Source organism: Streptomyces sp. NPDC004284 (assembly GCF_042874035.1).
In the GTDB taxonomy this organism is placed as follows: domain Bacteria; phylum Actinomycetota; class Actinomycetes; order Streptomycetales; family Streptomycetaceae; genus Streptomyces.
In genome coordinates this window covers 146432-166991 of the sequence record NZ_JBIAMJ010000015.1, presented here as the reverse complement: position 1 = coordinate 166991, position 20560 = coordinate 146432, and the positions used below count along the sequence as shown (strand labels likewise).

Genomic DNA, 20560 nt, shown 5'->3' with positions numbered 1-20560 from the left:
AATTTCCTCTTAGCGATCATTCCGGCGCGCCGGAATGATCGCCCCCGCTCACGGGACGCGCCTACATGCGCGAGACGTTCCGCTCGTAGACCAGGCGCAGGCCGATCAGGGTCAGCCAGGGCTCGTGCTCGTCGATCTCCTTCGAGTCGCCGAGGACCATCGGCGCCAGGCCGCCGGTCGCGATCACGGTGACGTCGGAGGGGTCGCCCTTCGGCCCGACCAGCTCCCGCTTCATCCGGGACACCACGCCGTCGACCTGGCCGGCGTACCCGAAGACGATGCCCGACTGCATGGCCTCGACCGTGTTCTTGCCGATCACGCTGCGCGGGCGGGCCAGCTCGATCTTGCGGAGCATCGCGCCCTTGACGCCCAGCGCCTCCACCGAGATCTCGATGCCCGGCGCGATCGCCCCGCCCGCGTACTCGCCGCGGACGGTGATCGCGTCGTACGTCGTCGCCGTGCCGAAGTCCACGACGATCGCCGGACCGCCGTACAGCTCGACGGCCGCGACCGCGTTGATGATGCGGTCGGCGCCGACCTCCTTGGGGTTGTCCGTGAGGATCGGCACCCCCGTCTTGACGCCCGGCTCCACGAGGACCGCCGGCACGTCCCCGTAGTACCGGCGGGTCACCTCGCGCAGCTCGTGCAGCACCGAGGGGACCGTCGCGCAGATGGCGATCCCCTCGATGCCGTCGCTCAGCTCGACGCCGAGCAGCGGGTGCATGCCCATGAGGCCCTGGAGCAGGACCGCCATCTCGTCGGCGGTACGGCTCGGGTCCGTGGAGATCCGCCAGTGCTCGACGATCTCCTCGCCGTCGAAGAGCCCGAGCACCGTGTGCGTGTTGCCGACGTCGATGGTGAGCAGCATCAGGAGCGCACCTCGCGCAGGTCGAGGCCGATGTCGAGGATCGGGGAGGAGTGCGTGAGGCCGCCGACCGCCAGGTAGTCGACGCCGGTCGCCGCGTACGCCGCCGCGTTCTCCAGGGTCAGCCGGCCCGAGGACTCCAGGACGGCGCGGCCCGCGACCAGCGCGACGGCCTCCTCGGTCTCGATCGGGGTGAAGTTGTCGAGCAGGATCAGGTCGGCGCCCGCGTCCAGGACCTCGCGGACCTGGTGCATCGTGTCGACCTCGACCTCGATCGGCACCTCCGGGAACAGCTCGCGGACGGCCTTGAAGGCCTCGGCGACGCCGCCGGCCGCGACCACGTGGTTGTCCTTGACCAGGGCCGCGTCGGAGAGCGACATGCGGTGGTTGACGCCGCCGCCGCAGCGGACCGCGTACTTCTCCAGGGCGCGCAGGCCCGGCGTCGTCTTGCGGGTGTCGCGGACCTTCGCGTTCGTGCCCTCCAGGGCGTCCGCCCACGCGCGCGTGGCGGTGGCGATGCCGGAGAGGCGGCACAGGATGTTGAGCGCGCTGCGCTCGCCGGTCAGCAGGTCGCGGGTGCGGGCGGTGACGCTGAGGAGCACCTGCCCGGCCTCGACGCGCTCGCCGTCCTCGACGTGCCGCTCGACCTCGAACTCGTCGGTGCAGACGATCGACAGGACGGCCTCGGCGACCCGCAGGCCGGCCACGACACCGGCCTCGCGGGCGGTGAAGTCGGCGGTGGCGACGGCGTCCTCGGGGACGGTCGCGACGGTCGTCACGTCGACCCCGCCGTCGAGGTCCTCGGCGATCGCGAGGTGGGCGATGTCCTCGACCTGGACGGGATCGAGACCGGCGTCGGCGAGCAGCTGCGCGAGGGCGGGGTCGAGACCGCACTCGAACTCCTCGCCGTCGCCGCAGCCGCAGCCGTCGCCGCAGCCGCCGGTCTCGTCGGCCTCGTCGGAGGAGATCGTGTTGATCTGGATGAGAGGGACGTCCACGGGCTCGGGACGGGCTTCCTCGGGCGTGCTCACTTACGGCTCCCTGGGTGCGTCGAGGGTGGGGGGGAAGTCGGCGGTTTCGGTGGTGCGGACGTCGAGGGTCCGCTCCGGGGTGAGGCGGGCGACGAGGTGCCTGCGCCAGCGCGCGTCGTCCCGGTCGGGGTGGTCCTCGCGCCAGTGGCAGCCGCGGGTCTCCTCGCGGCGGGACGCCGCCGCGACCAGGAGGCGGGCGACGGAGAGCAGGTTGGTGGTCTCCCACGACTCGACGCCCGGCTCGGCGGACTTCCGGTCACCGGCCTCGTCGTCGGGTGCGGCGGGCGGGAGGTGGAGGGCTTCCAGCTCCCGGGAGGCCGTGCTCAGGCTCTCGGCGGACCGGAGCACTCCCGCGCCCAGCGTCATGGTGCGCTGGATACGGGGCCGGGCGCCCGGGTCGAGCAGCGGCAGGACCGCCGGGGACGGGTGCTCCACCGGGACGGCCGGGCCGCGGCCGGCGGCGCGCGCCACGACGTCCTGGGCGATCCGCTCGGCGAAGACCAGGCCCTCCAGGAGCGAGTTCGAGGCGAGCCGGTTGGCGCCGTGGACGCCCGTGCAGGCGACCTCCCCGCACGCGTACAGGCCCGGCACGGTGGTCCGGCCGGACAGGTCCGTGCGGACGCCGCCGGAGGCGTAGTGGGCGGCGGGCGCGACCGGGATCGGCTCCGTCACCGGGTCGATGCCGTGGGAGCGGCAGGCCGCCAGGATCGTCGGGAAGCGCTCCGCCCACATCTCGGCGCCGAAGTGGCGGGCGTCGAGGTACATGTGCTCGGCGCCCTGCTCCTGCATCCGGCGGATGATCGCCTTGGCGACGATGTCCCGGGGCGCCAGCTCGGCCAGCTCGTGCTGCCCGAGCATGAAGCGGACCCCGTCGGCGTCGACCAGGTGGGCGCCCTCGCCCCGTACCGCCTCGGAGACCAGCGGCTGCTGGCCCTCGGAGCCGACCCCGAGGAAGAGCACCGTGGGGTGGAACTGGACGAACTCCAGGTCGGAGACCTCGGCCCCGGCGCGCAGCGCGAGCGCGACGCCGTCGGCGGTGGAGACGCCCGGGTTGGTGGTGGCGGAGAAGACCTGGCCCATGCCGCCGGTGGCGAGGACCACCGCGGGCGCGTGGACGGCGCCGACGCCGTCGTGCTGGCCCTCGCCCATGACGTGCAGGGTCACGCCCGCCGTACGGCCCTCGGCGTCCGCCAGGAGGTCCAGGACGAGGGCGTGCTCGATGAAGCGGACGCCCCGGTCCCGTATCGCCTCGACCAGGGCGCGGGAGATCTCGGCGCCGGTCGCGTCCCCGCCCGCGTGGGCGATCCGGCGGCGGTGGTGGCCGCCCTCCCGGGTCAGCGCGATCTCGCCGTCGGAGGTCTTGTCGAAGTCGGCGCCGGTCGAGATCAGGCGGCGGACGGCGTCGGGGCCGTCCGTGACCAGGGCCCGCACGGCGCTCTCGTCGCAGAGCCCGGCACCGGCGACGAGGGTGTCGTCGAGGTGCTGCTCGGGGGTGTCGCCCTCGCCGAGCGCGGCCGCGATGCCGCCCTGGGCCCAGCGGGTCGAGCCGTCGTCGAGGCGCGCCTTGGTGACGACCACCGTACGGAGCCCGGCGGCGGTGCAGCGCAGGGCGGCGGTGAGCCCGGCGACCCCGGAGCCGACCACGACGACGTCGGCGTCGATGGCCCAGCCCGGCGCGGGCGCGTGCAGCCGTATTCCGGTCACTTGGAGGCTCCGAAGGTCAGGGGGACGTTGTCGATGAGCCGCGTGCTCCCCACGCGCGCGGCGACGGCGAGGACCGCCTCCCCGTCGTGGCCGTCGGCGACCTCGGTGAAGTCGGCCGGGTCCACGAGGGCCAGGTAGTCCAGGGTGAGCGGCGGCTCGGCCCTGGCCGCCTCGTCCAGGACGGCGCGGGCCGCGGCCCGTACGGCCCCGGCGGCGCCGCCCTCGGCGGCCTGCGCGACCGCGTGGGCGTCGGCGGCGGCCCGGGCCTCGCCGATCCGGGAGAGCGCCTCGGCGCGGTCCTGGGTGCCGGGCAGGGCCTCGGCCCGCGCGCGCAGCGCCTCCTGGGCGGCGAGCCGCTCGCGGCCCGCGAACAGCGCGCGGGACAGCGCGAGGGCCGTCCGGCGCTCGCCCTCCGACAGGTAGCGGTTGCGGCTGGAGAGGGCCAGGCCGTCGGTCTCGCGGACGGTCTCCACGCCGACGATCTCGACGGGGAAGTTCAGGTCCTTGGCCATGCGGCGGATCAGGGCCAGCTGCTGGGCGTCCTTCTGGCCGAAGAAGGCCAGGTCGGGCGAGGTGAGGTGGAGCAGCTTGGCGACGACGGTCAGCACGCCGTCGAAGTGGCCGGGCCGCGAGGCGCCTTCGAGCCGCTCGCCCATGGGGCCGGCGGTGATCCGGACCTGGGGCTCGCCGCCCGGGTAGACCTCGTCGACGGAGGGCGCGAAGACGACGCTCGCGCCCGCGTCGAGGGCCAGCTCCAGGTCGGCGTCGAGGGTGCGGGGGTAGCGGTCGAGGTCCTCGCCGGCGCCGAACTGCAGCGGGTTGACGAAGACGGTGACGACGACGAAGCCCTTGTCGCCCACGCGCTCGCGTGCGGCCCGGATCAGGGTGGCGTGCCCCTCGTGGAGGGCGCCCATGGTCATGACGACGGCGGTGCTGCCGGGCACGCTCCAGTGGGCGACCGCGTCCGCGAGGTCCTCGGCCGTGGGGACCAGCTCCGCCGGCTCGTGGCGCACGGGTCGGCCGCCCTCGGCGCGCTTGCTGGCGAACGGGCTCATCGGTCATCTCCTTGCGGTCCGTCGGCGGGGCCGGCGGGGTGGGCGGCTCCGCTCGCCGTGTCGGCGAGCACGCCCAGCAGGTCCTCGGCCAGCTCGGGCTTGAGCAGGCCGTGCGCGAGCGCCCGGTCGGCGGTCGTGCGGGCCATCGCCAGATAGCCGGCGACGGTGCCGGGCGCGTGCTTGCGCAGCTCGGCGACATGGGCGGCGACCGTACCGGCGTCACCGCGCGCGACGGGGCCGGTGAGGGCCGCGTCCCCGGACCGCAGCGCGTTGTCCAGGGCGGCGCCCAGGAGCGGGCCCAGCATGCGGTCGGGGGCGGCGACGCCGGCCTTGTGGAGCAGCTCCATCGACTGGGCCACCAGCGTGACCAGGTGGTTCGCGCCGAGGGCCAGGGCCGCGTGGTAGAGCGGCCGGGCCTCCTCCGCGATCCACTCGGGCTCGCCGCCCATCTCGATCACCAGGGCCTCCGCGGCGAGCCGCAGCTCCTCGGGCGCGGTCACCCCGAAGGAGCAGCCGGCGAGCCGCTGGACGTCGACGGCGGTGCCGGTGAAGGTCATGGCGGGGTGCAGGGCGAGCGGCAGGGCACCGGCCCGGCGGGCGGGGTCGAGGACCCTGGCCCCGTACCGCCCGGAGGTGTGCACGAGCAGCTGCCCCGGGCGCACGGCCCCGGTGTCGGCGAGGCCCTCGACCAGGCCCGGCAGCGCGTCGTCCGGCACGGTCAGCAGGACCAGGTCGGCGAGGGCGAGGACGCGGGCGGGCTCCACGACGGGGACGTCGGGCAGGAGCTCGGCGGCGCGGCGCCGGGAGGCGTCGGAGACCGCCGAGACGGCGACGGGACGGTGCCCGGCGAGCCGGAGCGAGGCGGCGAGGGCGGGTCCCACCCGGCCGGCGCCGACGACTCCGACGGTGAGACGGGCGGGTCGGTCCTCGGCCCGGGGCTCCGATGCCCTGGGCTCTGGCGCTGCTGGTGCGTTCACGGTGGGGACGGCCTTCCGTTCCAGTCCTCGGCGGGTACCGGACGATTTCTGGTCATGCTACGCCAGCGTTTCGCGGCGCTCCGTGGACTGTCCACAGGGTGTGGGCGGTGGTGTGATGATCGGCTCATGAATCCTGAGACTCCTGTGGACACTCCTGCCGAGACTCCTGTGGACGAGGAAGCGGTCCGGCTCCACCGGGCCAGGGTGTGGGGCGGTGCCGCACGCAGGCTGTGGGACACCTCGGTGGACGGCACGGTCGGGTCGCGCCTGCGCGGACTGGCCGCCTGGGCGGAGGCCGCCGGCCACGCGGACGCCATGCCCGACACGTACGGGAACGGGCTCGTGGAAGAGCTGGAGCGGCGCGTCGCCGAGGAGCTCGGGCTGCCCGCCGCCGTCTTCTTCCCGACCGGCACCATGGCCCAGCAGGTGGCGCTGCGCTGCTGGGCCGGGCGCACCGGCAGCCCCGTCGTCGCCCTCCACCCGCTCGCCCACCCCGAGGTCCACGAGGGCGGGGCGCTCGGGACCGTCTCCGGGCTCCGTACGGTCCACCCGGCCGGCGGGCCCCGGCTGCCGACCGCCGAGGAGGTGCGGGACCACCCGGAGCCCTTCGGGACGCTGATGCTGGAGCTGCCGCTGCGGGACGCCGGCTTCGTGCTGCCGTCCTGGGAGGAGCTGACGGAGGTGGTGGAGGCGGCCCGGGAACGGGACGCGGTGGTCCACTTCGACGGGGCCCGGCTGTGGGAGACCACGACGCATTTCGGCCGCGGGCTCCCGGAGATCACGGAGCTCGCCGACAGCGTGTACGTCTCGTTCTACAAGTCGCTCGGCGGCCTGTCCGGGGCCGCGCTCGCCGGCCCCGAGGACGTCATGGAGGAGGCCAGGGTCTGGCGCCACCGGTACGGCGGCATGGTCTTCCAGCAGTACCCGGCGGCGCTCTCCGCGCTCCGCGGCCTGGACGTCGAGCTGCCCCGGCTTCCCTCGTACGTGGCACACGCGCGCGTGGTGGCCGACGCGATCCGGGAGGCGTTCGCGGAGGCGGGCACCGGCTGGTCCCGCGTCCACCCGGAGACCCCGCACACCCACCAGTTCCAGGTCTGGCTGCCGTACGACCCCGAGACCCTGACGGCGGCGGCCTTCGCCCAGACCGAGGACACCGGCGCGGCCTTCTTCCGCCGCTGGTTCCCCCCGGCCGCGGGCGGCCCGCCGGGGGTGGCGTTCACCGAGGTGACCGTGACGGAACCGGGCCTGGAGTGGACGGCGAAGGACGTGAAGGAGGCCGTACGGGACTTCCTGGCGCGCGTCGGGGGGTGACCGCTCCCGGGCCTCCGCCGGGGGCACAGCCGGCGCGGTGCAGGGCCTCCGCCAGGGGCACAGCCGGCGCGGTGCAGGGCCTCCGCCGGGCGGGGCGCAGCAGCGGTGCGCAGCAGCAGTGCGGGGCCTCAGCCGGCCGGGTGCAGCCAGCGGTGCAGGGCCGCGCGGACGGTGCCGCGGGCCGGGCGGCCCGCCACCACCCGCGCGAAGCGGCGGCGGTCGCGGACGGCCCGCAGCACGGCGAGGTCGTGGGTGCCGGGCTCCGGCGGCGTCGGTTCGCCGAGCCGGGCGGCGCGGTAGGCGTCGAAGACGTACTGGTGCAGTGCGTTCATGTCCTCACCGTGCGCCGCTCCGCCGCGCTCCGGCCCCCGGATTGACGACCCCCGTCAATCCGGGGCCCGCCGATTGACGACCCCCGTCAAACGGGGCGACAGCTCCCCCGCCCCACCCCGCACCATGGACGGGTGAGCGTGACCATCGACATCACCGGACTGCCGCACGAGCGGATCGCCTTCTGCCCCTCGCCGCTGGCCGAACTGGGCGCCGCCCTGCACGCCCTCGCCGAGCCCACGCACCACCCCCGGCTGCACGCCTGGACCACCACGACGGCCGCCGCGCTCAAGCCGGAGCTCGCGGACCGCCTGCACGAGGCCGACTTCATGTGGCGCTCGACCCGCTCCGACATCCTGCTGCCCGCCCGCCCCCGCGAGACCCTCGCCGAGGAGCTGGACGACCTCGACCGCATGGACGACGAGAAGTACGTGGCCTCGGCCCTGGAGATCTCCTGCGCCAGCCACTACACGCACGGCGCCCCCTCCCCGCTCGTCGACGAGCGGATGCGGCGCCGCGCCCTCGACCTGGCCGCCGCGCGCGGCCCGCGCCAGGCCGCCTTCGTCGAGCGGATGCTCGCGGACCCGCCCGCCACGCGCGCGTGGGTCCGGCGGCTCCTGGAGGACTGCGACGAGGCCTTCTTCGCGGACACCTGGCGCCGCGTCCGGATCCAGCTCGCCGCCGACGCCCGTCACAAGACGGAGCTGATGCGCCGCAAGGGGCTGGCCGAGGCCGTCGCCGACGCCTCCTCCGCGATGGTCCTGGAGGAGGACGCGCACGGCTCCCGGATCGTCGTCGACAAGCTGATCCAGGGCCGCACCAGCGCCGAGGGCTCGGGCGTGACGTTCCTGCCGACCGCCTTCGGCTGGCCGCACCTCTTCGCCCTGCACGCGCCCGGCTGGCAGCCGGTCGTCCAGTACCCGATCCCCGACCGGGACCTCGGCGGCGCGGCCTCCGTCGAGACGGTCAAGCTGCGCCTGGAGGCGGTCGCCCACCCGATGCGGATGCGGCTGTGCCGCAGCCTCGCCCGGGGCTCGTACACGACGGGCGAACTGGCCGACGCGTACAACATCACCGCCCCCGAGGTCTCCCGCCACCTCGCGGTCCTCAAGAAGGCCGGCCTGACCACCACCCAGCGCCGCGGCCGGTACGTCCTCCACCAGCTCGACGTCGCCGTCGTCGCCCGGCTCGGCAGCGACTTCCTGGAGTCGGTGCTCCGCTAGGCCCGGTCCGACCCCGATCCGCCGGACAGGGCCTAGACCGCGCCGCCGCCCGCCCGGACCAGGCCCGTCTCGTACGCCAGGACCACGACCTGGACCCGGTCGCGCAGGCCCAGCTTGGTGAGGATGCGGCCCACGTGGGTCTTCACCGTCGCCTCGGAGAGGACCAGCCGGGCGGCGATCTCGCCGTTCGACAGGCCCTGCGCGACCAGCATCATCACCTCGCGCTCCCGCTCCGTCAGCCGCTCCAGCTCCTTGTGCTGGGGCTCCTTGCCGGATGAGGGCAGCATCGGCGAGAAGCGGTCCAGGAGCCGGCGCGTGGTCGAGGGCGCCACCACCGCGTCACCGCTGTGCACCGAGCGGATCGCGGCGAGGAGCTCCGCCGGCGGCACGTCCTTCAGCATGAAGCCGCTCGCGCCCGCCTTCAGGCCCGAGAACGCGTACTCGTCGAGGTCGAAGGTCGTCAGGATCAGCACCTTCGGGGCCCCCGGCTCCGCGCAGATCCGCCGGGTCGTCTCCACCCCGTCCAGCTTCGGCATGCGCACGTCCATCAGGACGACGTCGACCGCCGTGGAGCGCAGCACCTCCAGCGCCTCGACCCCGTCGCCCGCCTCCGCCACGACCTCCATGTCCGGCTGGGCGGCGAGCACCATGCGGAAACCGGTCCGCAGCAGCACCTGGTCGTCGACGAGCATCACGCGGATGGACATCAGGTCAGTTCCTTAAGGGTCGTCAGTGAGCGGGCTTGAGGGGGAGCAGGGCGCTGATCCGGAAGCCGCCGCCGGGACGCGGGCCCGCGTCCAGGGTGCCGCCGACCATGCCGACCCGCTCGCGCATACCGATCAGACCATGGCCCCGCCCGTCGGCGCCGCCGTCCTCGTACATCTCCTGCGGAGCGCCCCGGCCGTCGTCCTCGACGAGCAGGCCGAGACCGTCGTCGAAGTAGACGAGCCGCACGCTGGCGCCGACGTCCGGCCCGCCGTGCTTCCGCGTGTTGGTGAGGGCCTCCTGCACGATCCGGTACGCGGTGAGCTCGACGCCGCTGGGCAGCGGGCGGGGGCTCCCCTCGATCGCGAAGTCGACGGTGAGACCGGCTCCCCGGACCTGCTCGACGAGGTCCTCGATCTGCTGCACGTCGGGCTGCGGCACGTACTCCCCGGCCTCCTGGTGCTCGCCGGTCCGCAGGATCCCGAGGAGTCTGCGCATCTCGGCGAGCGCCTGCCGGCCCGTCGTGGAGATCGTCTCCAGGGCCTGCTTGGCGGTCTCCGGGGAGGAGTCCATGACATAGGCGGCGCCGTCGGCCTGGACCACCATCACCGACACGTTGTGCGCGACGACGTCGTGCAGCTCGCGGGCGATCCGGGCCCGCTCGGCGGCGACCGCGACCTTGGCCTGCGCCTCGCGCTCCTGCTCCAGGCGGGAGGCCCGCTCCTCCAGCTGCGCGAAGTACGCGCGGCGGGTGCGGAGCGAGTCGCCGAGGACCCAGGCGAGGGCGAACGGCACGGTCATGATGATGACGAAGAAGACCTTGGCCGCGTCCGAGCCCGGTCCTCCCATGGGCCATCTGAGCTGGGAGAGGGTGGCCGCGCCGAGCCCGCCGATGAGCGCGAGCCGGGACGCCCATCTGGGCCCGTCGTGCGCGGCGACGGTGAAGATGATCACGAGCATGGCGAAGTCGGCCATGAACGGCACCAGGTCGAAGGCCAGCTGGGCGACGCCCAGCGCGACCGCGAGGACCAGCATCTTCTCCGGGGCCCGCCGGCGCAGGGCCACGACCAGGGAGAACAGCGCGGCGACCACGCCGTACCCGACGGGGTGGCCCATCCTCGGGCTGGACGTCGCCACCCACAGCACGGAGAACCCGAGGAGGACGACGGCCCAGAAGACGTCGACGCCCGTCGGGTGTCTGCGGATGAAGTCGTAGAGGCGCTGCACGTCACCCAGAGTAGGGAAAGGCGATGGGTGCCCGGATCAACCGTGGGGTCGATCCTTGGCGCGGGCCCCGTACTCCCCGAGGTGGAGACTGGGGCACGTGACGGATGAGACGTGTCAGTGGCAGGGGTGGCGGGAGGCCACGGAGCGGGCGCTGTACGGCCCGGGGGGCTTCTATCTGCGCCCCGAGGGCCCCGCGGGGCACTTCCGCACCTCGGTGCACGCCTCCCCGCTCTTCGCGGCGGCCGTGGCCCGGCTGCTCGGCGAGGTCGCGGAGGAGCTGGGGACGGCCGAGGTCGACCTGGTGGACGTGGGTGCGGGGCGCGGCGAGCTGCTCACCGGCGTGCTCGCGGCCGTCGGGTCCTCGCTCTCCGTACGGGCGTACGCCGTCGAGCGCGCCGGCCGCCCGGACGGGCTCGACCCGCGGGTGGAGTGGACGGACCGGGTGCCCCGGGGCGTGCGCGGGCTGCTCTTCGCGAACGAGTGGCTCGACAACGTGCCGGTGGACCTCGCCGAGGCGGACGCGGCGGGCACGGTCCGGTACGTGGAGGTCGGCCCGGACGGCAGCGAACGGCTCGGCGCCCCCGTCACCGGCCCGGACGCCGACTGGCTGGCCCGCTGGTGGCCGCTGCGGGAGCCGGGCGCGCGGGCCGAGATCGGGCGGCCCCGCGACGAGGCCTGGGCGGCGGCGGTCGGCTCCCTGGCGGCGGGCCGCGCGGTGGCCGTGGACTACGCGCACGTACGGGACTCCCGACCGCCCTTCGGCACCCTGACCGGCTTCCGCGCGGGCCGCGAGGTCCCCCCGGTCCCGGACGGCGGCTGCGACCTGACGTCCCACGTGGCGATGGACGCGTGCGCCGCCCTCCCGGCGGGGCTCCCGGCGGCCGAGCTGGTCACGCAACGGGAGGCCCTGCGGCGGCTCGGGGTGACCGGGGAGCGGCCGCCGCTCTCGCTCGCCTCCACCGATCCCGCCGGTTACGTCCGGGCGCTCGCCTCCGCCGGAGAGGCGGCCGAGCTCACCGCGCGCGGCGGTCTCGGCGACTTCCTGTGGCTGATCCACCGGGTCCCGGGGGCCCGGGACGGCAAGGGATACTGACCGCATGACGGAGACGACGGTCGGAATCGGCGGCGCGGCGGAGAGCACCGACATGGTGCTGAACATCGGGCCGCAGCACCCCTCGACCCACGGCGTGCTCCGGCTCCGGCTCGTGCTCGACGGCGAGGTCGTCCGGCACGCCGAGCCGGTGATCGGCTACATGCACCGGGGCGCCGAGAAGCTCTTCGAGGCGCGGGACTACCGGCAGATCATCATGCTGGCCAACCGCCACGACTGGCTGTCCGCCTTCTCCAACGAGCTCGGCGTGGTCATGGCCGTCGAGCGGATGCTCGGCATGGAGGTCCCGGAGCGGGCGGTGTGGACGCGGACGCTCCTCGCCGAGCTGAACCGGGTCCTCAACCACCTGATGTTCCTCGGCTCGTACCCGCTCGAACTGGGCGGGATCACCCCCGTCTTCCACGCCTTCCGGGAGCGCGAGGAGCTCCAGGCGGTGATGGAGGAGGTCTCCGGCGGCCGGATGCACTACATGTTCAACCGGGTCGGCGGCCTCAAGGAGGACCTGCCGGCCGGCTGGCTGGGGCGGGCGCGGCAGGCCGTCGCGGACGTGCGGTCGCGGATGGACGTGTACGACCGGCTGGTCCTCGGCAACGAGATCTTCCGGGGCCGTACGCGCGGGGTCGGCGTCCTCAGCCCGGAGACCGTCCACGCGTACGGGGTGACGGGGCCCATCGCCCGTGCCTCGGGCGTCGACTTCGACCTGCGCCGCGACGAGCCGTACCTCGCGTACGGGGAGCTCCAGGACACCCTGAAGGTCGCCGTGCGGCAGGAGGGCGACTGCCTCGCCCGCTTCGAGTGCCTCCTCGACCAGACCCACAACTCCCTGGACCTCGCGGACGCCTGCCTCGACCGGATGGACCAGCTGCCGCCCGGCCCGATCAACCAGCGGCTCCCGAAGGTCCTCAAGGCGCCCGAGGGCCACACGTACGCCTGGACCGAGAACCCCCTCGGCGTCAACGGCTACTACCTGGTCTCCAAGGGCGAGAAGACCCCCTACCGCCTGAAGCTGCGCTCCGCCTCGTTCAACAACATCCAGGCGCTGGTGGAACTGCTGCCGGGGACGCTGGTCGCGGACATGGTGGCGATCCTGGGCTCGCTCTTCTTCGTCGTCGGCGACATCGACAAGTAGCCGTCGCCGCCCCCGTCGTGGGCAGTGGTTCCGCCCAGGGGGCCCCGGACGAAGTCCGGGGGAGGGACGACTGCCCGTACGGGGGCGGGGGCGGGGCGTTCCTTACGAGTTGACCGCGCCGCGCAGTTCCGTCAGGTTCAGCTGCTCGGTCTCGTCGTGGGCCGTCAGGTCGATGACCTGGCCGATCGTCCGGGGCGCGGCGACCGGGGTCAGGGGCGGGGTGCCGGTGGCCAGGGCCTCTTCGAGGACTTCCTCGCCCACGACGTCGGCGAGGTCGGTGTTCTGCACGGCCTCGATGGCGGCCGCGGTCTTCTGCGTGCCGAAGAAGTCGAAGCCGCCCTCGGGGCGCGGGACGGGCCTGCGGGCCGCGTAGGGCACGATCGCGGCAGCGACCGGCACGGTCGACAGGGCGGTGGAGGCGGCCGTACGGGTGTGCTGCTCGGTTCCGGCGGCCGCCGCGTGCTTCCCCTGCGGCTCCTCCGTCTCCCGGGCGCGCTCGGCGAGGTCGCGGGCGCGGGCCGCCTCGGCGGTGCGGCGGGCCTGCTGGGCGGCGGCGTTGCGCGGGAGGTCGCGCAGGGCCTGGGCGGCGCGGCGGAAGGCCTCCGGGGTGGGCGTGGAGCCCGCGGCCGGCAGCGCCTTGGCCCCGGTGCCGGGGTTGGTCTCCAGGGCGAGGACGCGGCGGCCCTCCAGGGCGCTGGCGCGCTCGGTCTCTGCGGTGGCGTACCGGCGGAGCAGGTCGGCGTGCTCGCCGCGCAGTCCGGCGAGCTCCACGCGCTTGGCGCGGAGTTTGGCGTCGAGCCGGGAGCGCAGCGCGCGGGACTCCTCCAGGTCGGCCTCCAGTTCGGCGGTCCGCTCCTCGGCCTTCCACACCTCGGCGGTACGCGCCCGGTCGAGCTCGGCGACCTTCAGACCGGCGCTCCGGTCCCAACTGCGCATGAGGACGGCGCCGGTGACGGCGGCGGCCGCCGCCGCGGCCGCGAGCAGCCGCGCGATCACCGGGTCGCCGGGCAGCCAGGCGGCCGCGGCGCAGACGACCGCGGCGCCGGCGACCGCGGAGGGCGGCAGCAGTTTGTGCAGAGGCGGGGAATGGCGGTGACGTCCACGTGGCATGGCCTGAAATTTACCGTGCGTAGGCACCATGTGGGGCGTCGGCCCGGCAATCTCTTGGCCACTTCTCGCCAGCAGAAGTGGATATGAATGGTTCCGGTTCCGTTTCGGGCCGACTCCCCTCCCCCGCCGCCTACTTCTTGAGCAGCCCCTTCGTCTCCAGATACTCCTTGGCGACGTCCTCCGGCTTCGCCCGCTCGGCGTCCACCTTGCGGTTGAGTTCGGCGAGATCCGCTGTGGTCAGCACCTTGGTGATCTTGTCCAGGGCGGCCGCTATCTCCGGAGAGCCGGCGTCCTCGGCGTTGACCACGGGCAGCACGTTGTCGGCGTTCTGCAGCTTCTTGTCATCGGTGAGGAAGACGAGGCCGTAACCGTCGACCGTGGCGTCCGTGGTGGTCGTCAGGACCAGCTGGTCGACCCCGTCCTTCACCGCCTGCTTGGCCTGCGGCGTACCGACGCCCTTGGGGTCGATCCCCGCCACGTCGATCCCGTACGCCTTCTTCAGACCGGGCGCGCAGAAGGGGCGCACGGCGCATTCGTCCCCGGCCGCGATCTTCACCTTCAGCTTGGCGCGGCCGAGATCGGAAAGGGTCGTCAGCTTGTTCTTCGCGGCGAATTCCTTCGTCACCGCGAAGGCGTTCTGATCGACCGCCTCTCCGGCCGCGAGGACCTTCAGGCCGCGCGGTTCGGCGAGCTTCCGCAGCGCGTCGACCGTGGCCGTCACGTCGCCCGTGGCGACCGGCTTGTCCTCGGGCGCCTTCGGGCCGTTCGCCTTCACGTTGAGGAATTCCGCGAGCGTCGCCGCGTATTCCGGTACGACGTCGATCTCGCCCTTCTCCAGCGAGGGTTCGTACAGTTCGCGATTCTTCACGGTGGTGATGGACACCGAGTATCCGGCGGCGCGCAGCGACTGCGCGTACAGCTCGGCGAGGACCTTGGCCTCGGTGAAGGCGGCCGCGCCGACCACCAGCGAGCCCTTCTCCCCACCGGAGCCTCCGGAGCTCCCGGAGTCCTTCTTCCTGCCCTCCTCCAGGCTGTCGCCGCCGCACGCGGCGAGAGCGGCGGTCAGCGCCGCCGTACCCAGCAGCGCGCCCGCGATACGCGAGACCCTGTTCACGAGATCACCCATCCCAGTCAGCGTTCGTCAAGTCTTCTCTTGCGTGCGAAAAGGCGGTCCGCGGCCACCAGGACGCCCTCCACCAGGAGGGCGAGCAGCGCCACGAGCACGGCGCCCGCGACGACCTGCGCGGTGTCGTACGTGGCGAAGCCGGCCGTGATGATCCGGCCCAGGCCGCCCTGTCCGACCATCGCCGCGACCGTCGCCGTGGCGACCACCTGCACGGCGGCCGAGCGGACCCCGGTCATCACCACCGGCCGGGCCAGCGGGAGTTCGACCCTCAGGAAGAGCTGGCCTCCCGTCATCCCCATGCCGCGCGCGGCCCGCACCGCCGCCCGGTCCACCTCCCGCACCCCCACGTACGCGTTGGTGAGCAGCGGGGGCATCGCGAAGAGCACCAGGGCCACCACGGTGGGCACATAGCCGGCGTTCCGCAGGGGCGACACCATGAACAGGGCGAGCACCGCGAAGACGGGGATCGCCCGTCCCACGTTCGACACGTTCACCGCGAGCGCCCCGCCCCGGCCGAGGTGTCCGAGCCACAGGCCGAGGGGAAGCGCGAGCGCCGAGGCGATCAGGAGCGCCGCCCCGCTCACGTACACGTGCTCGGCGAGCCGCTGCCCGATGCCGTCCTCGCCCGTCCAGTGCGCGCCGGTGGCGAGCCAGCCCCAGGCGTCCGTCACGATGCCCATCTCACCCGCCTCCCGGCGCGGTCCGTATCCGGGTCCACGGCGTCAGCAGCCGCTGGAGTCCCAGGAGCAGCAGGTCGGCGGCGACGGCGAGCAGCACGCACAGCACCGAGGCGGCGAGCATCTGCGCCTTGAAGAAGGTCGGCAGCGCGTCCTCGATGAGGTTGCCCAGACCCCCGCGGCCGACGACCGAGCCGACCGTCGTCAGCGCGATCGTGGAGACCGTCGCCATCCGCACGCCCGCCATCAGGACCGGGAGCGCCAGCGGGAGTTCGACCTGCCACAGCATGCGCAGCGGGCCGTATCCCATGCCCCGGGCGGCCTCCCGGGTCTCGGCCGGCACGGCGGCGAGCCCCGCCAGGGTGTTCCGCACGAGGATCGTCAGCGCGTACAGCACGAGGCCGGTGACGACGAGCGCCGCCGAGAGGCCGAAGAGGGGCAGCAGCAGCGAGAACATCGCGAGCGACGGCACCGTGTAGAGCAGGGTGGTCAGCCCGAGGACCGGGCCGGCGAACCGGGGCCTGGCGCGGACGAGCAGCGCGAGGGGCACCGCGACGGCCAGCGCGATCAGCACGGACACGACCGTGATTCCCACATGCTGGAGCAGCGCGTCCGTCAACTCCCCGCTGCGCGTGCGCAGGTACTCGCCGCAGATCCAGTCGTTCGTGACCAGACAGTTCGGCGTGCTCATCGTCCCTCCCCCCGGGTCGCCCGCCCTCCGAACGCTTGTGTGACGACCCTAACCCCCGCCACCGACAATCGCCGGGAGCCGCCACAATGCGGCAACACGCCCTTCACACACCCCCGGTGCCCAGGGGACAGAATGGGGAACCATGATCCGGTTCGAGCACGTGACCAAGCGGTACGACGACGGCACCACGGCCGTCGACGACCTCTCCTTCGAGGTCGCCGAGGGCGAGCTCGTCACCCTGGTCGGCCCGTCCGGCTGCGGCAAGACGACCACGATGATGATGGTCAACCGGCTCGTCGAGCCGACCTCGGGCCGCGTCCTCGTCGACGGGAAGGACATCGCCGGCGTCGACCCCGTCGCCCTGCGCCGCAAGATCGGATACGTAATCCAGCAGGTCGGGCTCTTCCCCCACCGCACGGTCCTCGACAACACCGCCACCGTCCCCGCCCTCCTCGGCTGGAAGAAGGCCGCCGCACGCGCGCGTGCGGCCGAACTCCTCGACCTCGTCGGCCTCGACCCGGCCGTGTACGGCTCCCGCTACCCCGCCCAGCTCTCCGGCGGCCAGCGCCAGCGCGTCGGCGTCGCCCGCGCGCTGGCCGCCGACCCGCCCGTCCTCCTCATGGACGAGCCCTTCGGCGCCGTCGACCCGGTCGTCCGCGAGCGCCTTCAGAACGAGTTCCTCGCGCTCCAGGCCACCGTCCGCAAGACCGTCCTCCTCGTCACCCACGACATCGAGGAGGCCGTCCGCATGGGCGACCGCATGGCCGTCTACGGACAGGGCCGCATCGAACAGTTCGACACGCCCGCCACCGTCCTCGGCTCCCCCGCCACCCCGTACGTCGCGGACTTCGTCGGCAGCGACCGCGGCCTCAAGCGGCTCGCGGTCACCCCCGTCACCGAGGCCGACCTCGACCCCTGGAAGGGAAGTCGCGAAGGGTACGTCGGAGGCCCCGAGGAATACGGGGACGGCACCCCTGTACCCCTCGGGACCTCCCTCAAGGACGCCCTCGCCGTCCTCCTCCAGCACGACACCGGCCGCCTCACCGTCACCGGCGAGGACGGCCGGCCGCTCGGCGTCCTCACCCCGGCCGGCGTCCACCGCGCCCTGCGCCGCGCCTCGGCCGGGGCCGGGGTCAGCTCGCGCTGAGCTTCCCGGCCATCCAGACCAGGCCCGGCGGGATCTCCCGGTTCCACGTGTTGAAGTTGTGGCCGCCGCTCTCCAGCACGATCGACGAGACCTCCGCCGGGCTCTTCACCTTCTTGATGAACTCCCGCGTCCCCTTCAGATTGCCCTCGCCCCGCTTCGACGACGTCACCAGGAACGACGTGCTCCCCTGCTTCCCGTTGTCCAGGCTCCACAGCAGGTCGCCCCGCTTGCGCAGCTCCTCGTCCCCGTGGAACAGGTCCCCCGTCGTGACGTCCTCCGCCGCCTTGTAGTACGCGGAGAGACCCGCCCCCGCCGCGAACCGGTCCGGGTGGTGCAGCGCGATCTTCAGCGCGCAGTAACCGCCCGTCGAGTTCCCCATGAACCCCCAGTTCCGCGGCTTCGTCCCCACCCGGTAGAGACCCGAGACCGCCTTCGGCAGGTCCTCCGCGAAGAAGGTCTCCGCCTGCGGGCCCCCCGGGACGTCCACGCACTCGGTGTCCCTCGGCGGCGCCACCGTCGGACGCAGCATCACCAGGATCATCGGCTGCATCCGCCCGTCCTTCGCCTGGACGTACGCCGTCTTCGGATACTTCAGCCCCTTGATCAGGTTCTCCGCCGTCCCCGGATACCCCGTGAGCACCACCGCGGCCGGGAACGTGCGCTTCGCGTACCGCGCCTGGAAGTACTCCGGCGGCAGATACACATAGGCCGGCGAGACGATCTTCGACCGCTCGCCCGCCACCATGACCTTCTGGATCTGCCCCCCGACCGACGGACGGCCGCCCCCCGGCACGTCCAGCGCCTGCGTCCCCACCACCTTCACGTCCTTCGAGCCGGCCGCGTGGTCGACGACCACCCCCACCTCCTGCTCCTGCCCGAACAGGTCGGCCCACGAGCCGTAGAAGAGGAACGACCGGTTCGCCGCCAGGCCCACCGCCGCGAACAGCGCCACCTGGGTCACGAGGAGCAGCCCCACCCGCCCCGTGACCGCACGCCAGCCGCGCCGCGCGAGCCTCGGCCACAGCCAGACCGTGGCCAGGAACAGGACCACGGCCAGCGCCACGGCCGACACGAGGATTTCGTCACTGGTGAGACCCATGGGACGACCGTGCCTTCTTTCCGAGATTTTCCCGAGAACGGATGAACCCGACCCCGTAAGCCTCCGTCCTAGAAGGCGCATCAGCCGGGACGGCCCACGACACGCCGCAGGGCCCGACCGGAGTCAAGGACCCTGCGCAGGACCACGGGAAGTACGGGAAGCCATGTCTGTCACGGTAGATGGGGACAAATCCGGATTGGTTCCGGTTCAGGTGCGGCGGATTCTCCGCGGCCCCCGCCCCGAGAAGGTCCCCGCCTTCGTCGGCACGGCGTGCACCTTCGTCGGCCTCATCGACATCGCCGCCGGGGTCTTCCCCCGCTTCCGCGTCAGCCGCATGCACGCCATGGCCGAAATCCTCCCCGGCACCCTCGCCTCCCTCTCCGCCGCCGTCTCCCTGAGCGCGGGCGTCCTCCTCCTGCTCCTCGCCCACGGCCTCAAGCGGAACAAGCGCCGCGCCTGGCGCGCCGCCGTCGTCCTCCTCCCCCTCGGCGCCGCCTCCCAGTTCGTCTGGCGCCACTCCGTCCTCGGCGCCCTCCTCTCCCTCGTCCTCCTCACCCTCCTGGTACGCCACCGGAACGAGTTCGCCGCCCTCCCCGACCCCAGCAGCCGCTGGCGCGCCCTCGCCAACTTCGTCGTCATGGGCGCCGGCTCCATCGCCCTCGGCCTCGTCATCGTCAGCGCCCACCCCCGCCGCGTCGTCGGCGACCCCAGCCTCACCGACCGCCTCGAACACGTCCTGTACGGACTCTTCGGCATCGAAGGCCCCGTCGCCTACACCCACGGCACCGACTGGACCGTCGGCTACTCCCTCGGCGCCCTCGGCATGCTCACCGCCCTCACCACCATCTACCTGGCCTTCCGCCCCGAACACCCCGCCGCCCGCCTCACCGACGACGACGAGACCCGGCTCCGCGCCCTCCTCGCCCAGCACGGCGGCCGCGACTCCCTCGGCCACTTCGCCCTCCGCCGCGACAAGGGCGTCGTCTTCTCCCCCAGCGGCAAGGCCGCCGTCTGCTACCGCGTCGTCTCCGGCGTCATGCTCGCCAGCGGCGACCCCATCGGCGACGTCGAGGCCTGGCCCGGCGCCATCGAACGCTTCATGGACGAGGCCAAGGCCCACTCCTGGACCCCCGCCGTCATGGGCTGCTCCGAGACCGGCGGCCAGGTCTGGACCCGCGAGACCGGCCTCGACGCCCTCGAACTCGGCGACGAGGCGGTCGTCGACGTCGCGGATTTCTCCCTCTCCGGCCGGGCCATGCGCAACGTCCGCCAAATGGTCAAACGCATCGAACGCAACGGCTACACCACCCGGGTCCGCCGGGTCCGTGACCTCGACGACGAAGAACTCGAACGCGTCCGCCGCGCCGCCGCCGACTGGCGCGGCACCGACACCGAACGCGGCTTCTCCATGGCCCTCGGCCGCATCGGCGCCCCCGGCGACGGCGACGCCGTGATAGCGACCGCCCACAAGCACGACGACACCGACGGCACGGACTCCCCCTCGGACTCCCCCTACGGCGACCTCAAGGCGATCATCCACTTCGTGCCCTGGGGCCCCGACGGCATGTCCCTCGAACTCATGCGCCGCGACCGCTCCGCCGACCCCGGCATGAACGAGCTCCTCATCGTCGCCGCCCTCCAGGCCTCCCCCGACCTCGGCATCACCCGCGTGTCCCTCAACTTCGCCATGTTCCGCGCCGCCCTCGCCCGCGGCGAGAAGATCGGCGCCGGCCCCGTCCTGCGCGTCTGGCGCGGACTCCTCGTCTTCCTCTCCCGCTGGTTCCAGATCGAATCGCTCTACAAGTTCAACGCCAAGTTCCAGCCACGCTGGGAACCCCGCTTCGTCGTCTACCGCAAAAACGGCGACCTCCCCCGCATCGGCCTCGCCGCCATGCAGGCCGAAGGCTTCGTGAGCCTCTCCCTGCCCCGCCCCTTCACCCGCAGGCGCACCAACCCCGGCCCCCGCCCCTGCGCCCACATCGTCCCCTCCCAGACACCCGACCGAGAGGTCCGCGCGGCCTGATATCGCCCCTGGGCCCTAC

Annotated in this window: 19 protein-coding genes; 6 read left to right on the top strand and 13 right to left on the bottom strand. The window is 73.4% G+C overall.

Annotation, left to right across the window (positions count from 1 at the left end):
* Positions 1 to 61: 61 nt before the first annotated feature.
* From ACFYUS_RS30540 to ACFYUS_RS30520, 5 genes are read right to left on the bottom strand one after another with little or no spacing between them, the layout of a single operon-like run.
* Positions 62 to 868 carry a type III pantothenate kinase gene (locus tag ACFYUS_RS30540; protein WP_388859149.1) on the bottom strand — a complete coding sequence of 269 codons (807 nt, stop codon included), beginning with the start codon at positions 866 to 868 and terminating at the stop codon, positions 62 to 64.
* On the bottom strand, positions 868 to 1896 hold the full coding sequence (gene nadC / locus ACFYUS_RS30535) for a carboxylating nicotinate-nucleotide diphosphorylase (RefSeq protein WP_388859145.1): 1029 nt from the start codon (positions 1894 to 1896) through the stop codon (positions 868 to 870). Before nadC ends, ACFYUS_RS30540 begins: the two co-directional genes overlap by 1 nt.
* Entirely contained in the window at positions 1897 to 3600 is a 1704-nt protein-coding gene (locus tag ACFYUS_RS30530) for an L-aspartate oxidase (RefSeq protein ID WP_388859142.1), read from the bottom strand.
* Entirely contained in the window at positions 3597 to 4655 is a 1059-nt protein-coding gene (gene panC / locus ACFYUS_RS30525; RefSeq protein ID WP_388859139.1) for a pantoate--beta-alanine ligase, read from the bottom strand. Before panC ends, ACFYUS_RS30530 begins: the two co-directional genes overlap by 4 nt.
* Positions 4652 to 5632 (bottom strand): Rossmann-like and DUF2520 domain-containing protein, encoded by a 981-nt coding sequence (locus tag ACFYUS_RS30520; RefSeq protein WP_388859136.1) that lies wholly within the window; start codon positions 5630 to 5632, stop codon positions 4652 to 4654. The genes panC and ACFYUS_RS30520 overlap by 4 nt, the downstream gene beginning before the upstream one ends.
* Before the next feature lie 126 nt (positions 5633 to 5758).
* On the opposite strand from ACFYUS_RS30520, the gene ACFYUS_RS30515 reads away from it, so the two are divergent.
* Entirely contained in the window at positions 5759 to 6943 is a 1185-nt protein-coding gene (locus ACFYUS_RS30515; protein ID WP_388859133.1) for a threonine aldolase family protein, read from the top strand.
* 128 nt (positions 6944 to 7071) lie between these two features.
* Here ACFYUS_RS30515 and ACFYUS_RS30510 read toward each other — a convergent pair whose 3' ends face one another.
* The gene (locus tag ACFYUS_RS30510) at positions 7072 to 7275 is read right to left on the bottom strand and encodes a hypothetical protein (RefSeq protein WP_388859130.1); all 204 of its coding nucleotides are present in this window, start codon (positions 7273 to 7275) and stop codon (positions 7072 to 7074) included.
* 138 nt (positions 7276 to 7413) lie between these two features.
* Between ACFYUS_RS30510 and ACFYUS_RS30505 the strand changes: the two genes are divergently transcribed.
* Positions 7414 to 8496: a DUF5937 family protein gene (locus tag ACFYUS_RS30505; protein WP_388859260.1), complete on the top strand. Its 1083-nt coding sequence runs from the start codon at positions 7414 to 7416 to the stop codon at positions 8494 to 8496.
* A gap of 32 nt (positions 8497 to 8528) precedes the next feature.
* On the opposite strand, the gene ACFYUS_RS30500 is transcribed toward ACFYUS_RS30505, so the two are convergent.
* Together ACFYUS_RS30500 and ACFYUS_RS30495 are read right to left on the bottom strand one after the other, a co-directional pair.
* Complete coding sequence (locus ACFYUS_RS30500) at positions 8529 to 9203, bottom strand: response regulator (protein WP_388859127.1); 675 nt, start codon at positions 9201 to 9203, stop codon at positions 8529 to 8531.
* A gap of 22 nt (positions 9204 to 9225) precedes the next feature.
* A complete protein-coding gene (locus ACFYUS_RS30495) occupies positions 9226 to 10428 on the bottom strand; it encodes a sensor histidine kinase (RefSeq protein WP_388859124.1) in 1203 nt (400 codons plus the stop codon).
* A gap of 97 nt (positions 10429 to 10525) precedes the next feature.
* On the opposite strand from ACFYUS_RS30495, the gene ACFYUS_RS30490 reads away from it, so the two are divergent.
* Positions 10526 to 11521 (top strand): SAM-dependent methyltransferase, encoded by a 996-nt coding sequence (locus ACFYUS_RS30490; protein WP_388859121.1) that lies wholly within the window; start codon positions 10526 to 10528, stop codon positions 11519 to 11521.
* Positions 11522 to 11525: 4 nt separating this feature from the next.
* Positions 11526 to 12668 (top strand): NADH-quinone oxidoreductase subunit D, encoded by a 1143-nt coding sequence (locus ACFYUS_RS30485; protein WP_388859118.1) that lies wholly within the window; start codon positions 11526 to 11528, stop codon positions 12666 to 12668.
* A gap of 102 nt (positions 12669 to 12770) precedes the next feature.
* Here the strand turns inward: ACFYUS_RS30485 and ACFYUS_RS30480 are convergent, their stop codons facing one another.
* The 4 genes from ACFYUS_RS30480 to ACFYUS_RS30465 all read right to left on the bottom strand — a co-directional run bounded on the left by ACFYUS_RS30480 (position 12771) and on the right by ACFYUS_RS30465 (position 16272).
* The gene (locus tag ACFYUS_RS30480) at positions 12771 to 13778 is read right to left on the bottom strand and encodes a hypothetical protein (RefSeq protein WP_388859115.1); all 1008 of its coding nucleotides are present in this window, start codon (positions 13776 to 13778) and stop codon (positions 12771 to 12773) included.
* 130 nt (positions 13779 to 13908) lie between these two features.
* On the bottom strand, positions 13909 to 14904 hold the full coding sequence (locus tag ACFYUS_RS30475) for an ABC transporter substrate-binding protein (protein WP_388859112.1): 996 nt from the start codon (positions 14902 to 14904) through the stop codon (positions 13909 to 13911).
* A 5-nt stretch (positions 14905 to 14909) separates the two neighbouring features.
* Positions 14910 to 15584 carry an ABC transporter permease gene (locus ACFYUS_RS30470; protein ID WP_388859109.1) on the bottom strand — a complete coding sequence of 225 codons (675 nt, stop codon included), beginning with the start codon at positions 15582 to 15584 and terminating at the stop codon, positions 14910 to 14912.
* Position 15585: 1 nt separating this feature from the next.
* On the bottom strand, positions 15586 to 16272 hold the full coding sequence (locus ACFYUS_RS30465) for an ABC transporter permease (protein WP_388859106.1): 687 nt from the start codon (positions 16270 to 16272) through the stop codon (positions 15586 to 15588).
* A gap of 142 nt (positions 16273 to 16414) precedes the next feature.
* Between ACFYUS_RS30465 and ACFYUS_RS30460 the strand changes: the two genes are divergently transcribed.
* Positions 16415 to 17419, top strand: a complete 1005-nt coding sequence (locus tag ACFYUS_RS30460; RefSeq protein WP_388859103.1) for an ABC transporter ATP-binding protein — start codon at positions 16415 to 16417, stop codon at positions 17417 to 17419.
* On the opposite strand, the gene ACFYUS_RS30455 is transcribed toward ACFYUS_RS30460, so the two are convergent.
* Positions 17406 to 18518, bottom strand: a complete 1113-nt coding sequence (locus ACFYUS_RS30455; protein WP_388859100.1) for an alpha/beta hydrolase — start codon at positions 18516 to 18518, stop codon at positions 17406 to 17408. The two genes, ACFYUS_RS30460 and ACFYUS_RS30455, sit on opposite strands and share 14 nt — an antisense overlap.
* Positions 18519 to 18681: 163 nt before the next feature.
* Here ACFYUS_RS30455 and ACFYUS_RS30450 point away from each other — a divergent pair, with 163 nt between their 5' ends.
* On the top strand, positions 18682 to 20541 hold the full coding sequence (locus tag ACFYUS_RS30450) for a phosphatidylglycerol lysyltransferase domain-containing protein (RefSeq protein WP_388859097.1): 1860 nt from the start codon (positions 18682 to 18684) through the stop codon (positions 20539 to 20541).
* The last annotated feature ends 19 nt before the right edge of the window (positions 20542 to 20560 follow it).

Coding starts and splice junctions, on each gene's coding strand:
- ACFYUS_RS30510 (WP_388859130.1), bottom strand. CDS start 7,275: ATGAACGCACTGCACCAGTACGTCTTCGACGCCTACCGCGCCGCCCGG.
- ACFYUS_RS30465 (WP_388859106.1), bottom strand. CDS start 16,272: ATGAGCACGCCGAACTGTCTGGTCACGAACGACTGGATCTGCGGCGAG.
- ACFYUS_RS30450 (WP_388859097.1), top strand. CDS start 18,682: ATGTCTGTCACGGTAGATGGGGACAAATCCGGATTGGTTCCGGTTCAG.
- ACFYUS_RS30480 (WP_388859115.1), bottom strand. CDS start 13,778: ATGCCACGTGGACGTCACCGCCATTCCCCGCCTCTGCACAAACTGCTG.
- panC (WP_388859139.1), bottom strand. CDS start 4,655: ATGAGCCCGTTCGCCAGCAAGCGCGCCGAGGGCGGCCGACCCGTGCGC.
- ACFYUS_RS30460 (WP_388859103.1), top strand. CDS start 16,415: ATGATCCGGTTCGAGCACGTGACCAAGCGGTACGACGACGGCACCACG.
- ACFYUS_RS30515 (WP_388859133.1), top strand. CDS start 5,759: ATGAATCCTGAGACTCCTGTGGACACTCCTGCCGAGACTCCTGTGGAC.
- ACFYUS_RS30470 (WP_388859109.1), bottom strand. CDS start 15,584: ATGGGCATCGTGACGGACGCCTGGGGCTGGCTCGCCACCGGCGCGCAC.
- ACFYUS_RS30500 (WP_388859127.1), bottom strand. CDS start 9,203: ATGTCCATCCGCGTGATGCTCGTCGACGACCAGGTGCTGCTGCGGACC.
- ACFYUS_RS30540 (WP_388859149.1), bottom strand. CDS start 868: ATGCTGCTCACCATCGACGTCGGCAACACGCACACGGTGCTCGGGCTC.
- ACFYUS_RS30475 (WP_388859112.1), bottom strand. CDS start 14,904: ATGGGTGATCTCGTGAACAGGGTCTCGCGTATCGCGGGCGCGCTGCTG.
- ACFYUS_RS30485 (WP_388859118.1), top strand. CDS start 11,526: ATGACGGAGACGACGGTCGGAATCGGCGGCGCGGCGGAGAGCACCGAC.
- ACFYUS_RS30455 (WP_388859100.1), bottom strand. CDS start 18,518: ATGGGTCTCACCAGTGACGAAATCCTCGTGTCGGCCGTGGCGCTGGCC.